The organism is Halalkalirubrum salinum (genome assembly GCF_005543295.1).
Classification (GTDB): domain Archaea; phylum Halobacteriota; class Halobacteria; order Halobacteriales; family Haloferacaceae; genus Halalkalirubrum; species Halalkalirubrum salinum.
Genome location: NZ_SRSG01000009.1, coordinates 112,508 through 128,771 on the forward strand (window position 1 = coordinate 112,508; position 16,264 = coordinate 128,771).

13 protein-coding genes are annotated in these 16,264 nt (G+C 58.0%); 5 read left to right on the forward strand and 8 right to left on the reverse strand.

Features of this window, described 5'->3' with window-relative positions; all coding sequences use genetic code 11:
- Nucleotides 1-1,350: a sensor histidine kinase gene (locus E5K03_RS03200; protein ID WP_138004922.1), complete on the reverse strand. Its 1,350-nt coding sequence runs from the start codon at nucleotides 1,348-1,350 to the stop codon at nucleotides 1-3.
- 36 nt (nucleotides 1,351-1,386) lie between these two features.
- Nucleotides 1,387-3,573 carry a glycoside hydrolase family 32 protein gene (locus E5K03_RS03205; RefSeq protein WP_138004923.1) on the reverse strand — a complete coding sequence of 729 codons (2,187 nt, stop codon included), beginning with the start codon at nucleotides 3,571-3,573 and terminating at the stop codon, nucleotides 1,387-1,389.
- 91 nt (nucleotides 3,574-3,664) lie between these two features.
- On the opposite strand from E5K03_RS03205, the gene E5K03_RS03210 reads away from it, so the two are divergent.
- Together E5K03_RS03210 and E5K03_RS03215 are read left to right on the forward strand one after the other, a co-directional pair.
- Entirely contained in the window at nucleotides 3,665-4,111 is a 447-nt protein-coding gene (locus E5K03_RS03210; RefSeq protein WP_138004924.1) for a CBS domain-containing protein, read from the forward strand.
- A 39-nt stretch (nucleotides 4,112-4,150) separates the two neighbouring features.
- Complete coding sequence (locus E5K03_RS03215; RefSeq protein ID WP_138004925.1) at nucleotides 4,151-5,209, forward strand: aldo/keto reductase; 1,059 nt, start codon at nucleotides 4,151-4,153, stop codon at nucleotides 5,207-5,209.
- 119 nt (nucleotides 5,210-5,328) lie between these two features.
- On the opposite strand, the gene E5K03_RS03220 is transcribed toward E5K03_RS03215, so the two are convergent.
- Nucleotides 5,329-6,645 carry an RNA-guided endonuclease InsQ/TnpB family protein gene (locus tag E5K03_RS03220; protein ID WP_138004964.1) on the reverse strand — a complete coding sequence of 439 codons (1,317 nt, stop codon included), beginning with the start codon at nucleotides 6,643-6,645 and terminating at the stop codon, nucleotides 5,329-5,331.
- A gap of 213 nt (nucleotides 6,646-6,858) precedes the next feature.
- Between E5K03_RS03220 and E5K03_RS03225 the strand changes: the two genes are divergently transcribed.
- Nucleotides 6,859-7,536, forward strand: a complete 678-nt coding sequence (locus E5K03_RS03225) for a DUF1028 domain-containing protein (protein ID WP_138004926.1) — start codon at nucleotides 6,859-6,861, stop codon at nucleotides 7,534-7,536.
- Nucleotides 7,537-7,566: 30 nt separating this feature from the next.
- Here E5K03_RS03225 and E5K03_RS03230 read toward each other — a convergent pair whose 3' ends face one another.
- From E5K03_RS03230 to E5K03_RS03250, 5 genes are read right to left on the reverse strand one after another with little or no spacing between them, the layout of a single operon-like run.
- A complete protein-coding gene (locus tag E5K03_RS03230; RefSeq protein WP_138004927.1) occupies nucleotides 7,567-8,889 on the reverse strand; it encodes an ABC transporter ATP-binding protein in 1,323 nt (440 codons plus the stop codon).
- Nucleotides 8,882-9,913, reverse strand: a complete 1,032-nt coding sequence (locus E5K03_RS03235) for an ABC transporter ATP-binding protein (protein WP_138004928.1) — start codon at nucleotides 9,911-9,913, stop codon at nucleotides 8,882-8,884. The genes E5K03_RS03230 and E5K03_RS03235 overlap by 8 nt, the downstream gene beginning before the upstream one ends.
- Complete coding sequence (locus E5K03_RS03240; protein ID WP_138004929.1) at nucleotides 9,910-10,848, reverse strand: ABC transporter permease; 939 nt, start codon at nucleotides 10,846-10,848, stop codon at nucleotides 9,910-9,912. Before E5K03_RS03240 ends, E5K03_RS03235 begins: the two co-directional genes overlap by 4 nt.
- Entirely contained in the window at nucleotides 10,845-11,801 is a 957-nt protein-coding gene (locus E5K03_RS03245) for an ABC transporter permease (RefSeq protein WP_138004930.1), read from the reverse strand. Before E5K03_RS03245 ends, E5K03_RS03240 begins: the two co-directional genes overlap by 4 nt.
- 3 nt (nucleotides 11,802-11,804) lie before the next feature.
- Nucleotides 11,805-13,502 carry an ABC transporter substrate-binding protein gene (locus E5K03_RS03250; RefSeq protein ID WP_138004931.1) on the reverse strand — a complete coding sequence of 566 codons (1,698 nt, stop codon included), beginning with the start codon at nucleotides 13,500-13,502 and terminating at the stop codon, nucleotides 11,805-11,807.
- A 405-nt stretch (nucleotides 13,503-13,907) separates the two neighbouring features.
- Here E5K03_RS03250 and E5K03_RS03255 point away from each other — a divergent pair, with 405 nt between their 5' ends.
- Both E5K03_RS03255 and E5K03_RS03260 read left to right on the forward strand, forming a co-directional pair.
- The gene (locus E5K03_RS03255; RefSeq protein WP_138004932.1) at nucleotides 13,908-14,645 is read left to right on the forward strand and encodes a helix-turn-helix domain-containing protein; all 738 of its coding nucleotides are present in this window, start codon (nucleotides 13,908-13,910) and stop codon (nucleotides 14,643-14,645) included.
- A 99-nt stretch (nucleotides 14,646-14,744) separates the two neighbouring features.
- Nucleotides 14,745-16,259, forward strand: a complete 1,515-nt coding sequence (locus E5K03_RS03260) for an amidase (RefSeq protein ID WP_240729924.1) — start codon at nucleotides 14,745-14,747, stop codon at nucleotides 16,257-16,259.
- The last annotated feature ends 5 nt before the right edge of the window (nucleotides 16,260-16,264 follow it).

The following is a 16,264-nucleotide window of genomic DNA, read 5'->3' on the forward strand; positions in this document are numbered from 1 at the left end:
TTACGTCCCTGAGTCGTCTCTGGTCGATGGCACCGCAACCGGTTTCGACCCGTCGGTGATGTCGAAGCGAGCGCCGCCATCAGCGCTCCGACTCGCTGACACGGTCCAGCCGTGGGCTTCGACGATCCGGTGGACGATCGTCAACCCAATTCCGGAGCTGCCGGTCGTCGAATACCCCGCAGACAACACGTCCTCGTAGGCGTCGTCGGCAATTCCGGGGCCGTCGTCGGCGACGTAGAACCCGACAGGACCGGCGAGTGCCGCTGATCGGGTCGACGTCTCGATCGGCTCGATCGGGCCGACGCGGATTCTGACGGGACCGTCGGCGTTCTCGATCGCGTTGTGGAAGAGATTTTCGAGCGCCTGTGCGAGGCGATCGGCGTCACACGAGGTCTGGAAATCACCTTCCAGATCAAGCCTCGCATCGGGTGCGTGGACGACACTCCAGGCCTGTTCGGCGACGCGCTGCAACGAGACGGTCGAGCGGTCAGTGACGAGCTCGCCCTGCTTTGCGAGCTCGAGTAGATCCTCGACGAGTGCGTTCATGCGAGTGAGCGCCGTCTCGATCGTCTCGAAGGAGTCGACAGCGCCGGTACACTCCGACCGAGCAATTTCGAGGTGCCCGCTGGCGATGTTGAGCGGGTTTTTTAGGTCATGAGAGACAAAGCTCACAAACTCTGAGAGCTGCTCGCGTTGCACGCGGAGTGCGTGTTCGTGATCCGATCGCTCCAAGGCGCTCGTCACGCTCTCAGCGAGGATACGGCCGAGCTGGACCGACCGCGGCGGTGGAGTGTCGGTCGAACTGTCGTCCGCGGCCGAATCAGTGGAAATGGTATCTGTGGCGATCGAATCCTCGACGTGGACCGCAAGCACGCCATGCGCACCCAGTCGAAAAGCCACGACTGTGCCTGACGGCTGGCGAGAAGCCTCGCTAGAGTCGGTCGAATCGATCGAATCGAACGAATTGGTCGAGTCAGCCGAGTTGGTCGAGTCAGCCGAATTGGTCGTGTCAGTCGAGTTGGTCGTGTCAGTCGTGTTAGCTAAGTCGATCGAGCTGATCGAGCTGATCGAGACATCCTCACCGTCAAATGCGGTCCACACCGGATGGTCGCTACCGGCGGGAATCACCCACTCGAACAGGGTAGCTGTGGGATCTGCCTGTGCAACTAGCCGGAGTTGATCGGAATCGGATTCGGCGATCCAGATCCCACAGTGTGTGGCCGAAAGAACCGTTTGCGCCGATCGAACCGCGACCTCGTAGATTTCTCGACGATTGCTCATCGAAGACAGCCGCTGTGTGGCCGTCGAGAGCGCGCCCAGATCTCGCGGATCTGTGGATGGCCCGGACATGGCTTGGTACACCGATGGAGGATCGGGCGTAAAGAACTACTGGCGGTCTTGGCGGTTCCGAAACGCACGATCGCCCGACGACGCCTCAAGCGGCCAGGCCGTCAACGATCGAACCGAGAGATCACCGTCGAACGCGGCGACAGAGACCCCAGTCGCGTCCGAGCGGGACGGGTACACCCGCGTCGTGAGACAGTGTCGATCGTTCGCGAAGACAGTGAGGATCGACCCGTCGACGAAGACCCGCAGCGACACGCCGTCAGATCCGTCGGCGTCGATCGGCATCCGGACCGAGGATGTGTCTGGATCGGGATCGTGCGTCGAGTTGGATCGATCGACGACAATCCCATCGCGTCGACAGCGGACAACAGTTCGTTCAGAGCGGGCAGGCGATTCGAAGAGGCCCAGTTCGAAGGAGACGTCACCGAGCGGCTCGATCTCGGCACGGAGCTCCAAGGCGTTGTTCGTCGCGGCGATCGGTCGGTGCTCACCTGCGGTGAGATCGGCGCTCCCGTCGAAAGTCGGCTCTGAACGCAAGGCGCGGAGCTCTCGGGCGGGCTGTTGGACGAGATCACCGGCCGAGCCGATTGACAACTCCCGGGGAATCGAAAGCGCACCCGACCAGCCGGCGCGCCACTGGCCGTCGACACTTCTGGTTTCTTTAATCCAGCCCCACATGAGCACACGGCCGTCGGGAGTCGTTGTCGACTGTGGAGCATAGAGCGCGCCGTGATCGAGCAGCCCCTCAGTTTCCACTGCAAATCCGGGCGTCGACAGATCAGCCACCCCGAGGAAGTACCGAACGTCGCGGTAGTTCGAGACGTGGAGCAACGACACCTCGCCAAGATCGAGCAGTTCGGGGCATTCCCACACCGTGTCCGCTACGTCGTGATCGCCGCTCAGGAGCGGACCCACGTACTCCCAGTCGCGCAGGGTATCACCGCGGTACAAAAGCGCCGCACCCCCACCCTCGGACAGTCCCGCTCCGATCAGATGGTACCACGTGTCGCCGACGGCCCAGACATTGTGGTCGCGAAACTCCGCGTCCCAGTCGTCGGTCGCGAGCACCGCCGGATCGTCTGGCGCGGCCGGAATAATCGGGTTCGCTGGATCCTTGCGCCACGAGTGCAGTCGATCGTCGCCAGCGGTCGCCAGACACGGCAGCTGATCGCTGCCGCGCCCTCCTGTGTAGAGGATCGTCGGTGTCCCGCCGGCGTCGACAACCGCACAGCCGGACCAACAGCCGTCCCGATCGGGGCCGTCTGGGTCCGGCGACAGCGCAACCGGTTCGTCACACCAGGTGCGCAGATCTTCGCTCGTCGCGTGTCCCCAGTGGATCGTCCCGTGGAACGGCCCCATCGGGTTATACTGATAGAACACGTGGTAGGTCCCGTCGTGGTGGATGATCCCGTTGGGGTCGTTGAGCCATCCCGCCGGCGGCGAGAGGTGATAGGTGGGTCGGTGGTGATCGTCGGCGAACCGAGCGCGGAGTCGATCGAACCCCGCGGCGTCTGTCGGCCGATCGGTGAACGTCGGGCGACGATCGCCGCCAAGTGTTGCGAGGATGTTCGAGACGAAGCGATCGCGATCGACTGAAAACTCACCAGCGGCGTTGTCAGCGAACTCAACGCGCGCGCCGACACCGTAAACGTGACCCTCGCCCACGCGCCACGAAAGGATCTCTTTGTGTGCGGGGAGCAACTCGCCGGCGTGAACGGCTGATCCCAGCAGCTGACCGCGGGCTGGCGCGACAGCCTCGTAGCGGGCAAACGGTCGATTCTCGCCCGCCGGAAGGGTGTAGAACCGATCGACGAAGCCCTCGAAGACAGGGTGGTCGCTGTGGATCGCCTTCGCCGCAAAGCCGCTCGGGTGGTCGATCCGCTCGGTGCCGGCCGCGTCGGGAGCGATCGGATCGATATCTAACGGTTCGACCGCCGACAGCGCGTGCAACGAGAGAAACAGTCTCCCACCGGATTCGAGAACGCCGCGGATTGCCGGCGCGGCCGCGGCGATCGCCTTGCGGTCGAGTTCGACTGGCTCATCACGGTGCCACCACAGGACGTCGTAGGTAGCGAGGTCGGCGTCAATCACAGAATCTGACTCGGGTGTGACATCGATCGTGTCGACGCGAGCACCGCGGGACTGACACCACTCGACGGCTGCGGTCTGTTCTGTGGTTCGGTCGCCAACAGAAAGACAGCCAATACGAACCGAAAGAGCGTCCATCCCCCGGTGGTGAGCGATCGGCAAAATTAAGCCTTGTTATCGCTCGACAGCCCGGCGAAACGATCAAATCGATCGACTGGGAGGAGTTGGTATGCTCGTTCAAGAGGCGATGAGCACCGGTCTCGTGACAGTCCCGCTGGCTGCGAGCGTTCGTGAGGCGGTTAAACGAATGCTCCATGCAGGCGTCGGCAGCGTGGTCGTCACACACGAGGACGATCCAGTCGGCATCCTCACCGAAACCGACGCACTCATCGCCGGCTATCGAACGGCGAGATCGTTCGATGAGATCCCTGTCAAGCCGGCAATGAGCCGTCCGTTACAAACGATCGCGCCGCGAGCGACAGTCAGGGCAGCGGTCGATCGGATGCACCGCGAAGAAATCAAGAAACTAGCAGTCGTCGAGGGACTCAATCTGGTTGGAATTATCACTGCGACAGACATTGCCACGAAACACGATGCGCTCGTTGCAGAAGCGTTGGCGCTCGATCGCGATCGGACACGGTGGGAAGACGACAAATCTGACGCGTCTGACTCGTGAACCAGACCCGCTAAGTGTCACGATGACCTACTGGGGTGTATGCAATACCGGGAACTCGGCGAGACCGGAATCACCGTGAGCGAAGTGGGCTTTGGTGCATGGGTCGTTGGGACCGACTGGTGGGGCGATCGCTCCGAGTCGGACGCGATCGACATGATCCACCACGCGATCGACGAGGGCATCACCTACTTTGACACGGGCGACGTGTACGGCCACGGCAACTCCGAGGAAGTCCTCGGGCGCGCACTCGAAGACTACCGCGAGGACGTAACCCTCGCAACGAAGGTCGGCTACGATTTCTACAACAATCCACAGGCCGGCCACGGCGAACTCCCAAAGGAGATGAGCCCCGAGTACATCCGCGAGGCGACAGAGCGGAGTCTCGATCGCCTCGGCGTCGACTCCGTCGACGTGTTGCAGCTACACAACGCGAACGTTGATGAGGTCGACAAGGACATCCTCGAAACCTTCGACGAACTCGAAGAGGAGGGGTTGATCCGCGCGAAGGGGTGGGCGCTCGGGCCGTCGATCGGCTGGCTCGCGGAGGGCGACATGGCGATCCGCGAGGAGTTCGACACGCTGCAGCTCGTCTGGAACGCCTTCGAACAGGACGTGGGCAACCACTTCCTCGAGACGATCGAGGAGACGGGCTCGTCGACGAGTCTCATTCCGCGAGTGCCACACTCCTCGGGGCTGCTCAACGAGCAGGTCCGCCCCGAAACGGAACTCGGCTCGGGTGATCACCGCGGCTTCCGGCCTGACGAGTGGTACGAGACCGGCTGGGAGAAACTCGAGACCCTTCGCTTCCTCGAGCGCGACGGCGAGCGAACGATGGCACAGGCGTCGATCGCGTACCTCCTCAGCTACGCGCCAGTCGCAACAGTGACTCCGACGTTCCGCACCAAGAAGGATATCACCGAGTGGAGTGCCGCGTCAGACGTTCCGTCGCTCACCGACGAGGAAGTCGAGCGCGTCGAGTCGCTGTACGCCGAGAACTTCGGGATCGATCGCTTCGACGGGATGGACGAACTCCGCTCGTCGGTCGACGGCGAGGACCTGCGATCTGCCGGATTGACTCACAAAGTTACGAGCGACTGACCGAGAGAGAAGTGGCTGTGTTCACCTCTTTCCAGCGCTAAATCGAAGACAGAGTATTGACATCCTCCCGCGCCTGAAGACGCGGGAATCCCACGGCACCGCACCGCTGGATTGGGATATTAAGGTTTGCAGCCTACCACCTCTGCCCGAGGTTGGAATCCTCGGGAGAGGTCATGAAGGTAGACCCCGGGCTGTGCCAACCAGCCGGTACTCCTATCCTCGCCCAAACTGGCCGGAGACTCGGAGTTACTTTGATTGATGTCGAGACGGATGTTCTCCGCCCCGTTCACATCAGCATTGAACGCATCGTCGTGTTCCTCACACACGTACAGGCCGCGTTCAACACGCTGACTCTCGTCTTCTCTACCGCACATACAACACGTCTTGCTCGTGTTTCGTTCTGGAATTTTTACGACATCGATACCTTCGACTTTTGCCTTGTATTCGAGGATATTGGTGAAGCGGTCGAACGCCCAGCCGTGCAGGTCAAGGTTGCCGTGCCGACCCCAATTCTTCGAGTCGCCGTTTTCATCTTCTCGAACACCAGCGAGTTTGCCGACGTTGATTTGTCCAACTCCACGCTCGATACACTTTTCAACGATGTGTTTCGCCAACGAGTGGAAAAAGTGAGTTCGGCGCTCCGACCACTTTTTGTGAAGACGAGTGGCTCCTTCACCACCTGAATCATCACATTTGGCGATTTCTTTCGGGAAGTAGTACCCGTCCTGTTTCAGACGGTTGCCGGGGTACAAGTCGGCTTGCTCGGTGCTGTACGCGACTGCCGCGAAGTTGCAGATGCCGAGGTCAACGCCAGCCGACTCTTCACCGGGGGCGTCGGGAGTCTCAACTTCTTGCTTACACACCAAGTGTAGTTCCCATCGGCCCTTCTCCTTGTCGTAGACTGCTCTGACCTGTTGCAGGTTCTCGACGGTGACACCGGGGCGGGTTTCGTATTCAACGAGGATGTACTCCCATGCTCGGGGGTGTTCCTTGTGGTTCGCGCCTTTTGACAGGCGCACTCGCCCGTTTTTGGTGTCGTGACGGATGCCTTTCTGCTTCCATGTCACCGTTGAACGAGGGTGTTCTTCGTGGACGCGACGGCCTTTATTGTCGTAGTAGTTTTTCTTGCGGTAGCCGGGTGGATTCGCGCGGTGGTCAGACTTGCGTTTGCCGTACCACGAGTTGAAGGCTTCAGCGAGTTCCTCCAGAACGCGCTGACTGGACTGACTATGCAGTCCTTTGTACTTGTTGTGAGTCTTCAACTCGCTTTTTAAGTCCGAATCATCGGGAATCCCGCCCGTGTTCTCCCAGATTTGGCGGGAGTGGTAGTTAGCGACGTTCCACAGTTTCGATGCGCTCCACCCATGCCAGTCAAGCGATTCATCTACCTCACAATGGTTGAGGATTGTCGCTCGGTAGGTTCGGTGGATGTGCATCGTGGAACGCTTCCATAACTTGTTATGTACTGTTGTATTATAAAAAATCGGATTGGAACGTGGAATATCCGCCCCTGTCATCGAACGTGGTTAGTAGAGGAGTTGTCGGATTCATCCCGCGCCTAAAGGCGCGGGTATTCTCCTCGAATCTGTATAATTTTATCAACTACCCAAGGCCGTAGAGTTATGAGATCCGCTCAGGTAGAGTGATGCATGACGTATTCGATCTGTGCAACTGACGGCGAATGCCACGGAGTCGCGATTGCAACGAAGGCACCGGCGGTGGGTTCGCTCGCACCGTGTCTGTCACGAAACGGCGTCGTCTCGACACAGGCGACGGTGAATATCCCACTTGGCGTCGTCGCGAAGCGGCTTCTCGATCGGGGAGCAAGCGTCGATCATGCCGTGGCGTCGGTACTCCGACAAGAAGACGACCCGGACGTTAGACAGATCCACGGAGTCGATCGTAACGGAAACACAACGGTTCACTCTGGTGAAAACTGTGTCGAATGGTTTGGGAGCCGTGTTGGAAACGGGTACACCGTCGCCGGGAACATGTTGTCCGGTGAGCGGGTAGTCGAGGCGATCGCCGAGACGTTTGAGGAAGCTGCGGACAACCCGCTTGCCGAACGACTCTTGGCCGCGATCGAAGCCGGAGAGGCGGCAGGTGGAGACAAACGTGCACCCAATGCACAGAGCACAGCGATTAAAATCTATGACCCAACAGGGCCGAAGGTGTGTCACGATGTCAGGGTCGACGACCACGACGATCCGGTCGCAGAACTCCGCCGCGTGTACAAACTCGCGAAGGCAAAAGACGAAGAGTGGGGCGATCGCGAGCCTGGAATGGTGCTGCAGCGCAACCCGCCGCTCGACGGTGATTGGGGGTAAAGCAGCGCCAATCGAACGCCGCTGAGTGAATTACTCCGGAGAGATGGTTGGAGTCACCTCCGCAGTGAGCAGATGACAGGACGCCTGTGATGCACCCGAGACTTGCATCTCCGGCTTCGATTGCTTACACGGCGAGTCCAGCACGCCTTGGGCCGTTTCGATGGCCTGTTCGCGATTGTCCTCGATGAGATGTCTGGCAATCTCGTACATGACTGTTTGTACGTCATCCGGGAGCTCTTCGATCGGCATCTGGAACGATTCGTCGAGCAACTGCGTTGCCACCGTGTCAGTGTCGGTGGATCGTCCTTCGTTCTCGAGTCGCTCGCGAACGAGATCAATCTCAAGCTCCTCGTGTAAGAGTCGGTTGTAAAACCGGAATGCCTCGCGGAACGTCGACTGATTGCCCGGCCACGCCGACGAAGGGATTACCTCGGGACACCGCGTGTGGAAACGGCATCCGGATGGTGGATTAATTGGTGACGGCACGCTACCTTTGAGGAGAATGCGATCGGTGCGATCTGCGGCGTCGATCCGCGGAACCGCCGAAAGCAGCGCCCTCGTGTATGGATGTTGTGGACGTTCGAATATCTGTTCAACCGGACCAATTTCGACGATCTCGCCGAGGTACATGACGGCGACTCGATCGGCGATCTGGCTCACTACCGACAGGTCGTGGGTGATCGTCAGCAGCGACAGTCCATACGACGACTGGAGCTCTGAGAGGAGATTGAGGATCTGTGCTTGGACACTTACATCAAGCGCACTAACAGGCTCATCCGCAACAATAACCCGCGGCTCGAGCGCGAGCGCGCGGGCAATGCCGACCCGCTGTTGCTGGCCCCCGCTAAATTGGTGGGGGTATCGATCGGCGTGGCTCTCTTTGAGCCCAACCTGCACAAGGAGTTCCTCGACACGCTCGCGTCTGTCCGCCGCACTATCACCGATTCCGTGCACCTCCATCGGTGCGCTGATAATCTCGTTGACCGTTTGTCGTGGATTCAACGACGAGAGCGGATCCTGGAAGATGAGCTGGAGTTTCTGGCGATAGGGCTTCATTTCTTTGCCAGACAGGTGCGTGATATCCTCACCGCCGTAGCGGACAGTCCCGTCGGTCGGTTGGTGGAGATTGAGAATCGCACGTCCGAGTGTGCTCTTCCCGCAGCCTGACTCACCGACGACCGCGAGCGTCTCGCCCTCGTGAAGCGTCAAATCGACGCCGTCGACCGCCTTCACAGATTGTCCACCACCGAGAAGTCTATCCGTCAGTCCGGTGGATGTATCGAAGTGTTTCTTCAGGTTTCGAACTGTAAGCAGCGGCTCTCCGTCATCGCTTTGGAGACTGGAGTCACTCACGATCGCTCACCTCTGGATCTCTCTGGAGACATGCCGCAACATGATCTGGCCCCATCGATCTGAACTCGGGCTCCACGTCGTAACACTCCGCTGTCGACTCAGGACACCGTGGAGCGAAATGACATGCGTACGAGATGTTTGTGAGATCAGGCACGTTCCCTGGAATTGGATCCAGTTTCCGGCGCTTGTTGGCCCGGGGCGTGCTTGCGAGCAGTCCCTGGGTATACGGATGCTGGGGATTGGCGAACAGTTCGTCAGCCGGTGCACGTTCGATAATATTTCCAGCATACATGACATTAACCCGATCACACGTTTCTGCGACAACCGCCAGGTCGTGGGTAATCATCAAGATTGCTGTGTCGAATTCCTGGCTCAAGGACTTGAGGTCCTCAAGAATCTGTGCTTGTACGGTCACGTCGAGCGCCGTCGTCGGTTCGTCAGCGATCAAGAGATCTGGCTCACCGGCCAGTGCCATAGAAATCATTACACGTTGGCGCATCCCGCCCGAGAATTCGTGTGGGTACTCCGTGACCCGGACGCTCGGTTCGGGGATCCCGACCTCTTCGAGCAGTTCGATCGCGCGCCGCCAGGATTCGGTGTCCTTGGCTGCGCCGAAGATCTTGCGTTTCAGTTCGGCCGGCAGACTGATCGATTCACCCGTGTCGTTGTGGAGCCGAACAGCCTCTGCGATCTGCTCGCCCGTGGAGATCGTTGGGTTCAGGCTCGTCATCGGATCCTGGAACACCATCGCGATCTTTCCGCCGCGAAGCGTCCGCATCTCCGACTCCGTGAGTTGGTCGAGACGTTGCCCATCGAAGACGATCGAGTCTGCGGTCACGACCCCTGGTTCTTCGACGAGCCCGACGACGCTCTCAGCGAGTACGGTTTTGCCGCTTCCACTCTCGCCGACGAGACCAACGAGCTCGCCGCGGTTGACGGTGAGATCGACGTCGTCGACCGCGGTGACAACACCCCGTCGCGTGTGGAATTCGGTCGTCAATCCTTTGACTGTAAGGAGACTCATCGGTCGAGCACCTCCCCTTCTTTGACGTCGAATGCGTCCCGCAGTCCGTCGCCGAAGGCGTTGAACGCCAATACGACGATCATAATCGCGAACCCGGGGAAGATACTTAGCCACCACGCCTGCGTGATGAACTGGCGACCCTCGTTGAGCATGAGCCCCCAGGTGGGCGTCGTCGGCCGTACACCGAGGCCGAGGAACGAAAGGGACGCCTCCGCGAGAATTGCGATAGGAATCATCAATGTAACCTGGACAATGAGCGATGCAACGGCGTTTGGGAGGATTTCTTTGATCATAATTCGACGATCACTCATACCGATCGCTCGGGCAGCAACGACGTACTCTTTTTCACGGAGAGAAAGCACCTCACTGCGGACCAATCGGGCAAAGTCATCGATGAACGCGACGCCAACCGCGATGATTACATTGATCACCCCGAGGCTCCCGGAAACAGCGATGATCCCCGCGGCGAGTATCAGCGTCGGAAATGCCCACTGGAAATCGACGTAGCGCATGAGGAGCGAGTCGATCCAGCCGCCGTAGTACCCCGCAGCGAGTCCAATGGCTGTCCCGGTGGTAAAGGCGAAAAGCACGGTTACCAGTGCAACGAGCAGTGAAATACGAGCACCGAAAATAATCCGTGAAAAGATATCGTATCCGTACGAATCTGTGCCGAGAAGATGGTACGCCTCTCCGTCGGCAGTCTCGGAGTGGGTGTTCGGCGGCTCCATGATGCCGTACTCTTGTTCGGGGTCGACCGGGGCAACGTAAGGAGCAAAGATTGCGACCAATAGGAACGAGAGGATAACAATTGCCCCCAGCATCGATTTCTTATCCCGCTTGAGTGTCCCCCAAAGCCGCTTCCGAAGTGTCAGATGTTCTTCGACGTCATCGATCTCGTCTGCCTTGGCATCGATCGGTGACTGCGATGTGCTCACGTTTGTTCACCTCCGTAGCGGATTCGTGGATCAAGCACCGTATAGAGGAGGTCAACGACGATATTCGTGAACACGAGGATCCCGGCAACCACGAGGATGACCCCCTGTGTGACGGGATAGTCCTTGTCGAGGATCGAGTCGACGAGGAGCTGTCCAAGCCCCTGAATACCGAAGACGATCTCGACGGTAACGCTGCCAGCGAGCAGCAGTGCCGTCTGGATGCCGGCGATCGTCACGACGGGAATCAACGCGTTTTGAGCCGCGTGCTTGTAGAGTCGCACTCGCCCGTTAACCCCTTTTGCGCGTGCGGTCTTCATGTACGGTTCGTTCATCACCTCGAGGAGCGAAGAGCGCATCATCCGCATAACGATCGCACCATACGGCAGACCGACAGCAATTCCGGGGAGAAGTAAACTCTCCAGCCACGGGAAGAATCCCTCGGTGATCGAGACGTACCCGAAGATCGGTAACAGGTCGATCCAGACGCCGAAAACGACGGCGAGGAGGATGCCGATGAAGAACGCAGGCATCGACAACCCCATGAACGAGATGAACGTCGCGGCGTAATCTTCCACCTCGTATTTTCGCGTAGCACTCAAGATACCGGCCGGTATCGCGATAGACATCCCGAAAACGAGTCCGATCAGTCCGATCGAAAGTGTCATTGGTGCGGCGTCAGCCAGTAGCGACGAAACGGGGCCACCCTTCGTGATGCTTCGCCCAAACTCGAACATCGCGAGATCTGTCATCCAGTCAATATACTGGACGTGCATTGGCTGATCGAGTCCGAGTTCGGCTCGAAGCGACTGGACGGCATCGTCGGTCGCTTCGGGACCAAGCATGGTTCGAACTGGATCGCCCGGAATCGCCCGGAGACCAAAAAAAACCACCGTAGCGACGAGCCACATGACGAAGATCCCGTACGCGATTCGTTTGGCAATGTACGCTTTCATAACTTACTCATCCAGCCAGACGCCGGAGAAGTTCCGGAGGAAGGACGGAATAAAGGTGAAATTCTGCACAGCGGATGAATAACTCGTGAGATCTTCGATGTGGACGAGGTAGACATCTGCGATGTCGGTGATGAGTTCGTCTTCGATCTCGTGGAGAATCTCCGCACGTGCCTCCTCATCAGTCTCTCGGCGCTGTTCTTCGAGAAGGTCGTGGACAGTCTCGTTTTCGTACTCCTCGTAGTTCCAGACGCCACCGTCGTCAGGCAGTCGGTAGTAGTTCCAGACGGTTTCCTCCGGATCTGGTTTATCTACCGTGCCAGAAATGACGCCATCGAAGTCCGCTTCCTCTTGGTATCGTTCCCAGAACGTCGATGTCGTGACCTGGTCGACCTCGACGTCAAGGCCGACGTCGCGCAACTGGTCTCGGACAACGCGCGTCGCTCGAAGTCCCTCGGAGTCAGACATAAGCGAGAAGCTGTGATCCATCATTCCCGACTCTTCAAGTAATTCTTCGGCGCGTTCTGGATCGTACGCCTGATCGTCTGGCTTTTCATCGGCGTCTCTACTAATCCACGCCGGGACATCGGTAAAGACGCCTGTGGCGGGCTCTGCGTAGCCGAAGTACGCCCGTTGGGCCAGCGCTTCGTTGTCGATCGCCTTCGCGATACCGAGGCGAGCCTCTCTGTTGTTGTACGGTTCACCGCGACTGACGTTGAGGTGCAGTCCGTTCCACGTATTACCGAGAGTGGATTCAATCTCAATATCGTCGATACCCTCCAGTTCTTCGACGTTCTCGTGGGGAACGAGGTTGATCATATCGAGATCACCACCTCGGAGCCCATTCACGAGCGTGCTCGGATCGCTAATGAGTTCGATATCGACACCGTCTAGGTACGGAAGTGCGTTGCCGTCCTCGTCCTCGCCGTAGTAGTCGTCGAACGCATCGAGCGTGATATTTGAGCCAGGACTGTGCTCGACAACTTCGAACGGTCCGGTCCCAACAGGTTCAAGTGCGTAGTCGTCCGCACCCATCTCCTCGTACGCCGTCTGGTTAATGATCGATGCAGCACGCCCAGGGCCACCGGTGAGGTGCGCAAGGAGAGCAGACACCGGTTCCTCGAAATTGAGTGTGACGGTGTAGTCGTCGACAACCTCGACCCCGTCTTCGTCAACTGGCTTGAGGTCTGAGAGTCGAGACATCGTCTGGGGGGCCTCTTCCTCGAAGTTTCGTTGGAGTGTATACCGAACGTCTTCAGCAGTAAACTCGTCACCGTTGTGGAAGGTGACATCGTCACGAAGTTCGAAGGTGTAACTCAAGCCACCATCTTCAGATTCCCAGTCAGTCGCGAGGTCGCCGGTGAAACTCAGGTCCGGCTCTAATTGGACCAAACCGCTGAAGATATTGTCATGAATCTGAAAGTGCTGGCCGACACCAACGAATGGTGGGTCAAGCGTCTGGACATCGCCGGTAAACCAACCGGCACGGAGGCGGCCGCCGGTTTGGACGTCACCGTCGGACCCGTCCGATCCATCAGATCCGTCCGATCCATCAGAATCGTCTTCGGAGCCACCGCCACCACCCAGACAACCGGCCGCTCCGGTCAGTCCGGCGGCAGCCAGAATTTTCATACTTGTTCGACGGTCAACCGTGGGACCGCTGCGTTCTGCGTCAGTTGGTGTGTCAGCGCTTCTCTTAGACATACCTAAGCATGTGGTCTAACTCAAAAGACAAGAATATAGAACCAAATATATTCGGCGATATAAATCAAAGCCAATTATAGCAGAATATTTGTCTACAATTACCAGTAATTTATATCCACATATTTGATTAGTACTATAAATAATGAATAAATAAAAATTTTAGCCATATACAATAGTCTCATATTATTTCAAGAATTTGGAGGCCACCGTGGTGGTCCCGGCAACTTACGCAAGGTCAAACAATACCATTCATTGGGAAATTTTCGCACCAGCCATCCGGCAGCGTTGCCTTCAGCCGCTGGTAGTTTGAAATACATCGCGTACTCCACGATGGCACCACCACTGCGGACACCAGTGTGCAAATCCTTATCAATATTCAGGGCGTTCGATATGCTAAGATTCTGTATGACTCTACGAGAAGTCACGCTTCAAATACGGCACCACGACGCACCCGAGAGCGAGGTGAGCGCCAAGTATCCGGACGTGACGCTTCGATCGATGTCCTCTCTCACCGGCGCGGCAGATGAGCGGCGACGCATCATCGAGTTTACTGGCCCCGAAGAATCTATTCAAGGGTTTTTAATGGATTTCGAGCGAGAAGCACCGATCATTGCGGTTGAACCGATCACCGCAGTTGATCGATCGACGGTACTCGCAATGTTGACCTTCGACAGTCGAAAGTGGGACAGTATCTCGGAGTTGCTGGCCGATCTCGGCGTTCACTACCGGTCAGGAACCGTTATTTGTGGCGGGTGGGAGCGATGGTCGCTGTTTCTCACAAGCGATGATTCGATGCAAGAAGTTATCGAAACGATCGAAGCGGATGAAAACACAGTACGGCTCGTTCGGACTGTCGAATTAGAAAACACAGAAGCCACCAGACAACTCGAGGTGTCAAAAATTATTAATTCACTTACACAGCGGCAACTCGACGTACTCAGCACGAGCATCCGACTCAACTACTACCAGCCGAACCGAGAGACCACGATCGCAGAAGTTGGCAACCGTCTTGACCTCTCTCCGACGACGACGTGGGAGCACCTGGCTCGCGCAGAAAAAAAGTTATGGATGAACTGGGAATCTATCTTGACGGTCACGTATCTTCCATCGAGACGGTTGACGAACGATCGAATTGAGCGGTAAGTCATCAATCGTGGGTAATATACGTCACTTGTCCACTATTGTGCCGAATTCCGTTGGTGCGTAGGTATTATATCCCCTGCAGGCAGAACTCTGTTAACTGTGCCATCAACAACGGACACCCACACATTCGACGTCACTGAGGCGACCGTCAGCGACGTTCACGAGGCCATGGAAGCTGGAGAGCTTACTGCGGTGGCTCTCGTAAAGCGCTACCTCGCGCGAATCGATGCGTTCGACGACGAGTTGAACGCAATTTTGACCGTCAACGATCGTGCGCGCGAACGAGCACAGAGGCTCGACGAACAGTTTAACCGGGAGGGGTTTGTCGGGCCACTCCACGGCATTCCAATGCTAATTAAAGACAATCAAAATACCAGTGATATGCCGACGACAGCGGGGTCAAAAGCTCTCGCGGAGTCAGTTCCTCCGACTGACGCATTTGTCGTTGCACAGTTGCGCGAGGCCGGTGGCATCATCCTCGCAAAGACCAACCTACAGGAGCTTTCCTTCGGCGTTGATACTATCAGTTCTCTGGGCGGGGAGACCCGAAACGCCTACGCGCTCGACCGACGCCCCTCCGGCTCAAGCGGTGGGACCGCAGCGGCGATCGCCGCAAATCTTGGGGTGCTCGGTACGGGTTCAGACACCTGTTCGTCCGTCCGATCGCCGCCCGCATTCAATAATTTGGTTGGTGTCCGACCGACGAGGGGGCTCGTGAGTCGCTCGGGTATCATTCCCCTGAGTGAGACGCAGGACACTGCTGGTCCCATCACCCGTACCGTCGAAGACGCGGCGCGAATGCTCGACGTGCTCTGTGGTTACGATTCCGAGGACCCTGTCTCGGCCAGGGGCATCGGTCGTGTACCCGAAGGTGGGTACGTCTCTCACCTCGACGAGGACGGCCTCGAGGGAGCACGAATCGGTGTCGTTCGGCAGTTCTTTGGCCTACAGGACGAAGCAAGCGCGTCGCAAAAGGAAGCCGAAACAGTGACGGCTACGATTGAATCTGCTCTCGATGAACTCCAAGCCGCTGGAGCAACCATCGTCGATCCAGTAGCGGTAGCAGAGACCGGGTATCTGCAGTCTGCACGGGTACTTCAGTACGAGTTCAAGCGTGATTTCGATGCCTACTTGACTGAACTGGGCGAGGATGCCCCGTTCAAATCGCTCGAATCGATCGTCGAATCGGGGCTGATCACGCCGTCAGTCGCAGCGAGGATCGCAGACAGCGATATTCTTGCTACTGACGTCGAAGGGCTAGATCACGACCTCGGGTATCTTCGCCGACTCGATCGGCGTCGACAGCTCAGGATAGACACGGAGCGACGGATGGTGGAAGCAGACCTCGATGCGCTCTTGTATCCGCCGTCGACAGTTCCACCCGTCCGGATTCCAAAGCACCAACCGTTCGGTGAATTGAACTGCGAATTATCAGCGCATACCGGCCTTCCGTCGATTGTCGTGCAAGCAGGATGCACCGAAGAGGGTCTCCCCGTTGGCTTCGAGCTGCTGGGCCGGGAGTTCGGTGAGCCTCGACTGTTTGAACTCGCGTACGCATACGAGCAAGCGGCAGGACATCGACGTCCGCCAAGGGCATTCGGAACGATCGAGTGAGGATT

What these genes read in the sequence shown, in the direction of transcription:
- E5K03_RS03200 (WP_138004922.1), bottom strand. Translation starts at nt 1,350, where the DNA reads ATGTCCGGGCCATCCACAGATCCGCGAGATCTGGGCGCGCTCTCGACG.
- E5K03_RS03205 (WP_138004923.1), bottom strand. Translation starts at nt 3,573, where the DNA reads ATGGACGCTCTTTCGGTTCGTATTGGCTGTCTTTCTGTTGGCGACCGA.
- E5K03_RS03210 (WP_138004924.1), top strand. Translation starts at nt 3,665, where the DNA reads ATGCTCGTTCAAGAGGCGATGAGCACCGGTCTCGTGACAGTCCCGCTG.
- E5K03_RS03215 (WP_138004925.1), top strand. Translation starts at nt 4,151, where the DNA reads ATGCAATACCGGGAACTCGGCGAGACCGGAATCACCGTGAGCGAAGTG.
- E5K03_RS03220 (WP_138004964.1), bottom strand. Translation starts at nt 6,645, where the DNA reads ATGCACATCCACCGAACCTACCGAGCGACAATCCTCAACCATTGTGAG.
- E5K03_RS03225 (WP_138004926.1), top strand. Translation starts at nt 6,859, where the DNA reads ATGACGTATTCGATCTGTGCAACTGACGGCGAATGCCACGGAGTCGCG.
- E5K03_RS03235 (WP_138004928.1), bottom strand. Translation starts at nt 9,913, where the DNA reads ATGAGTCTCCTTACAGTCAAAGGATTGACGACCGAATTCCACACGCGA.
- E5K03_RS03245 (WP_138004930.1), bottom strand. Translation starts at nt 11,801, where the DNA reads ATGAAAGCGTACATTGCCAAACGAATCGCGTACGGGATCTTCGTCATG.
- E5K03_RS03250 (WP_138004931.1), bottom strand. Translation starts at nt 13,502, where the DNA reads ATGTCTAAGAGAAGCGCTGACACACCAACTGACGCAGAACGCAGCGGT.
- E5K03_RS03255 (WP_138004932.1), top strand. Translation starts at nt 13,908, where the DNA reads ATGACTCTACGAGAAGTCACGCTTCAAATACGGCACCACGACGCACCC.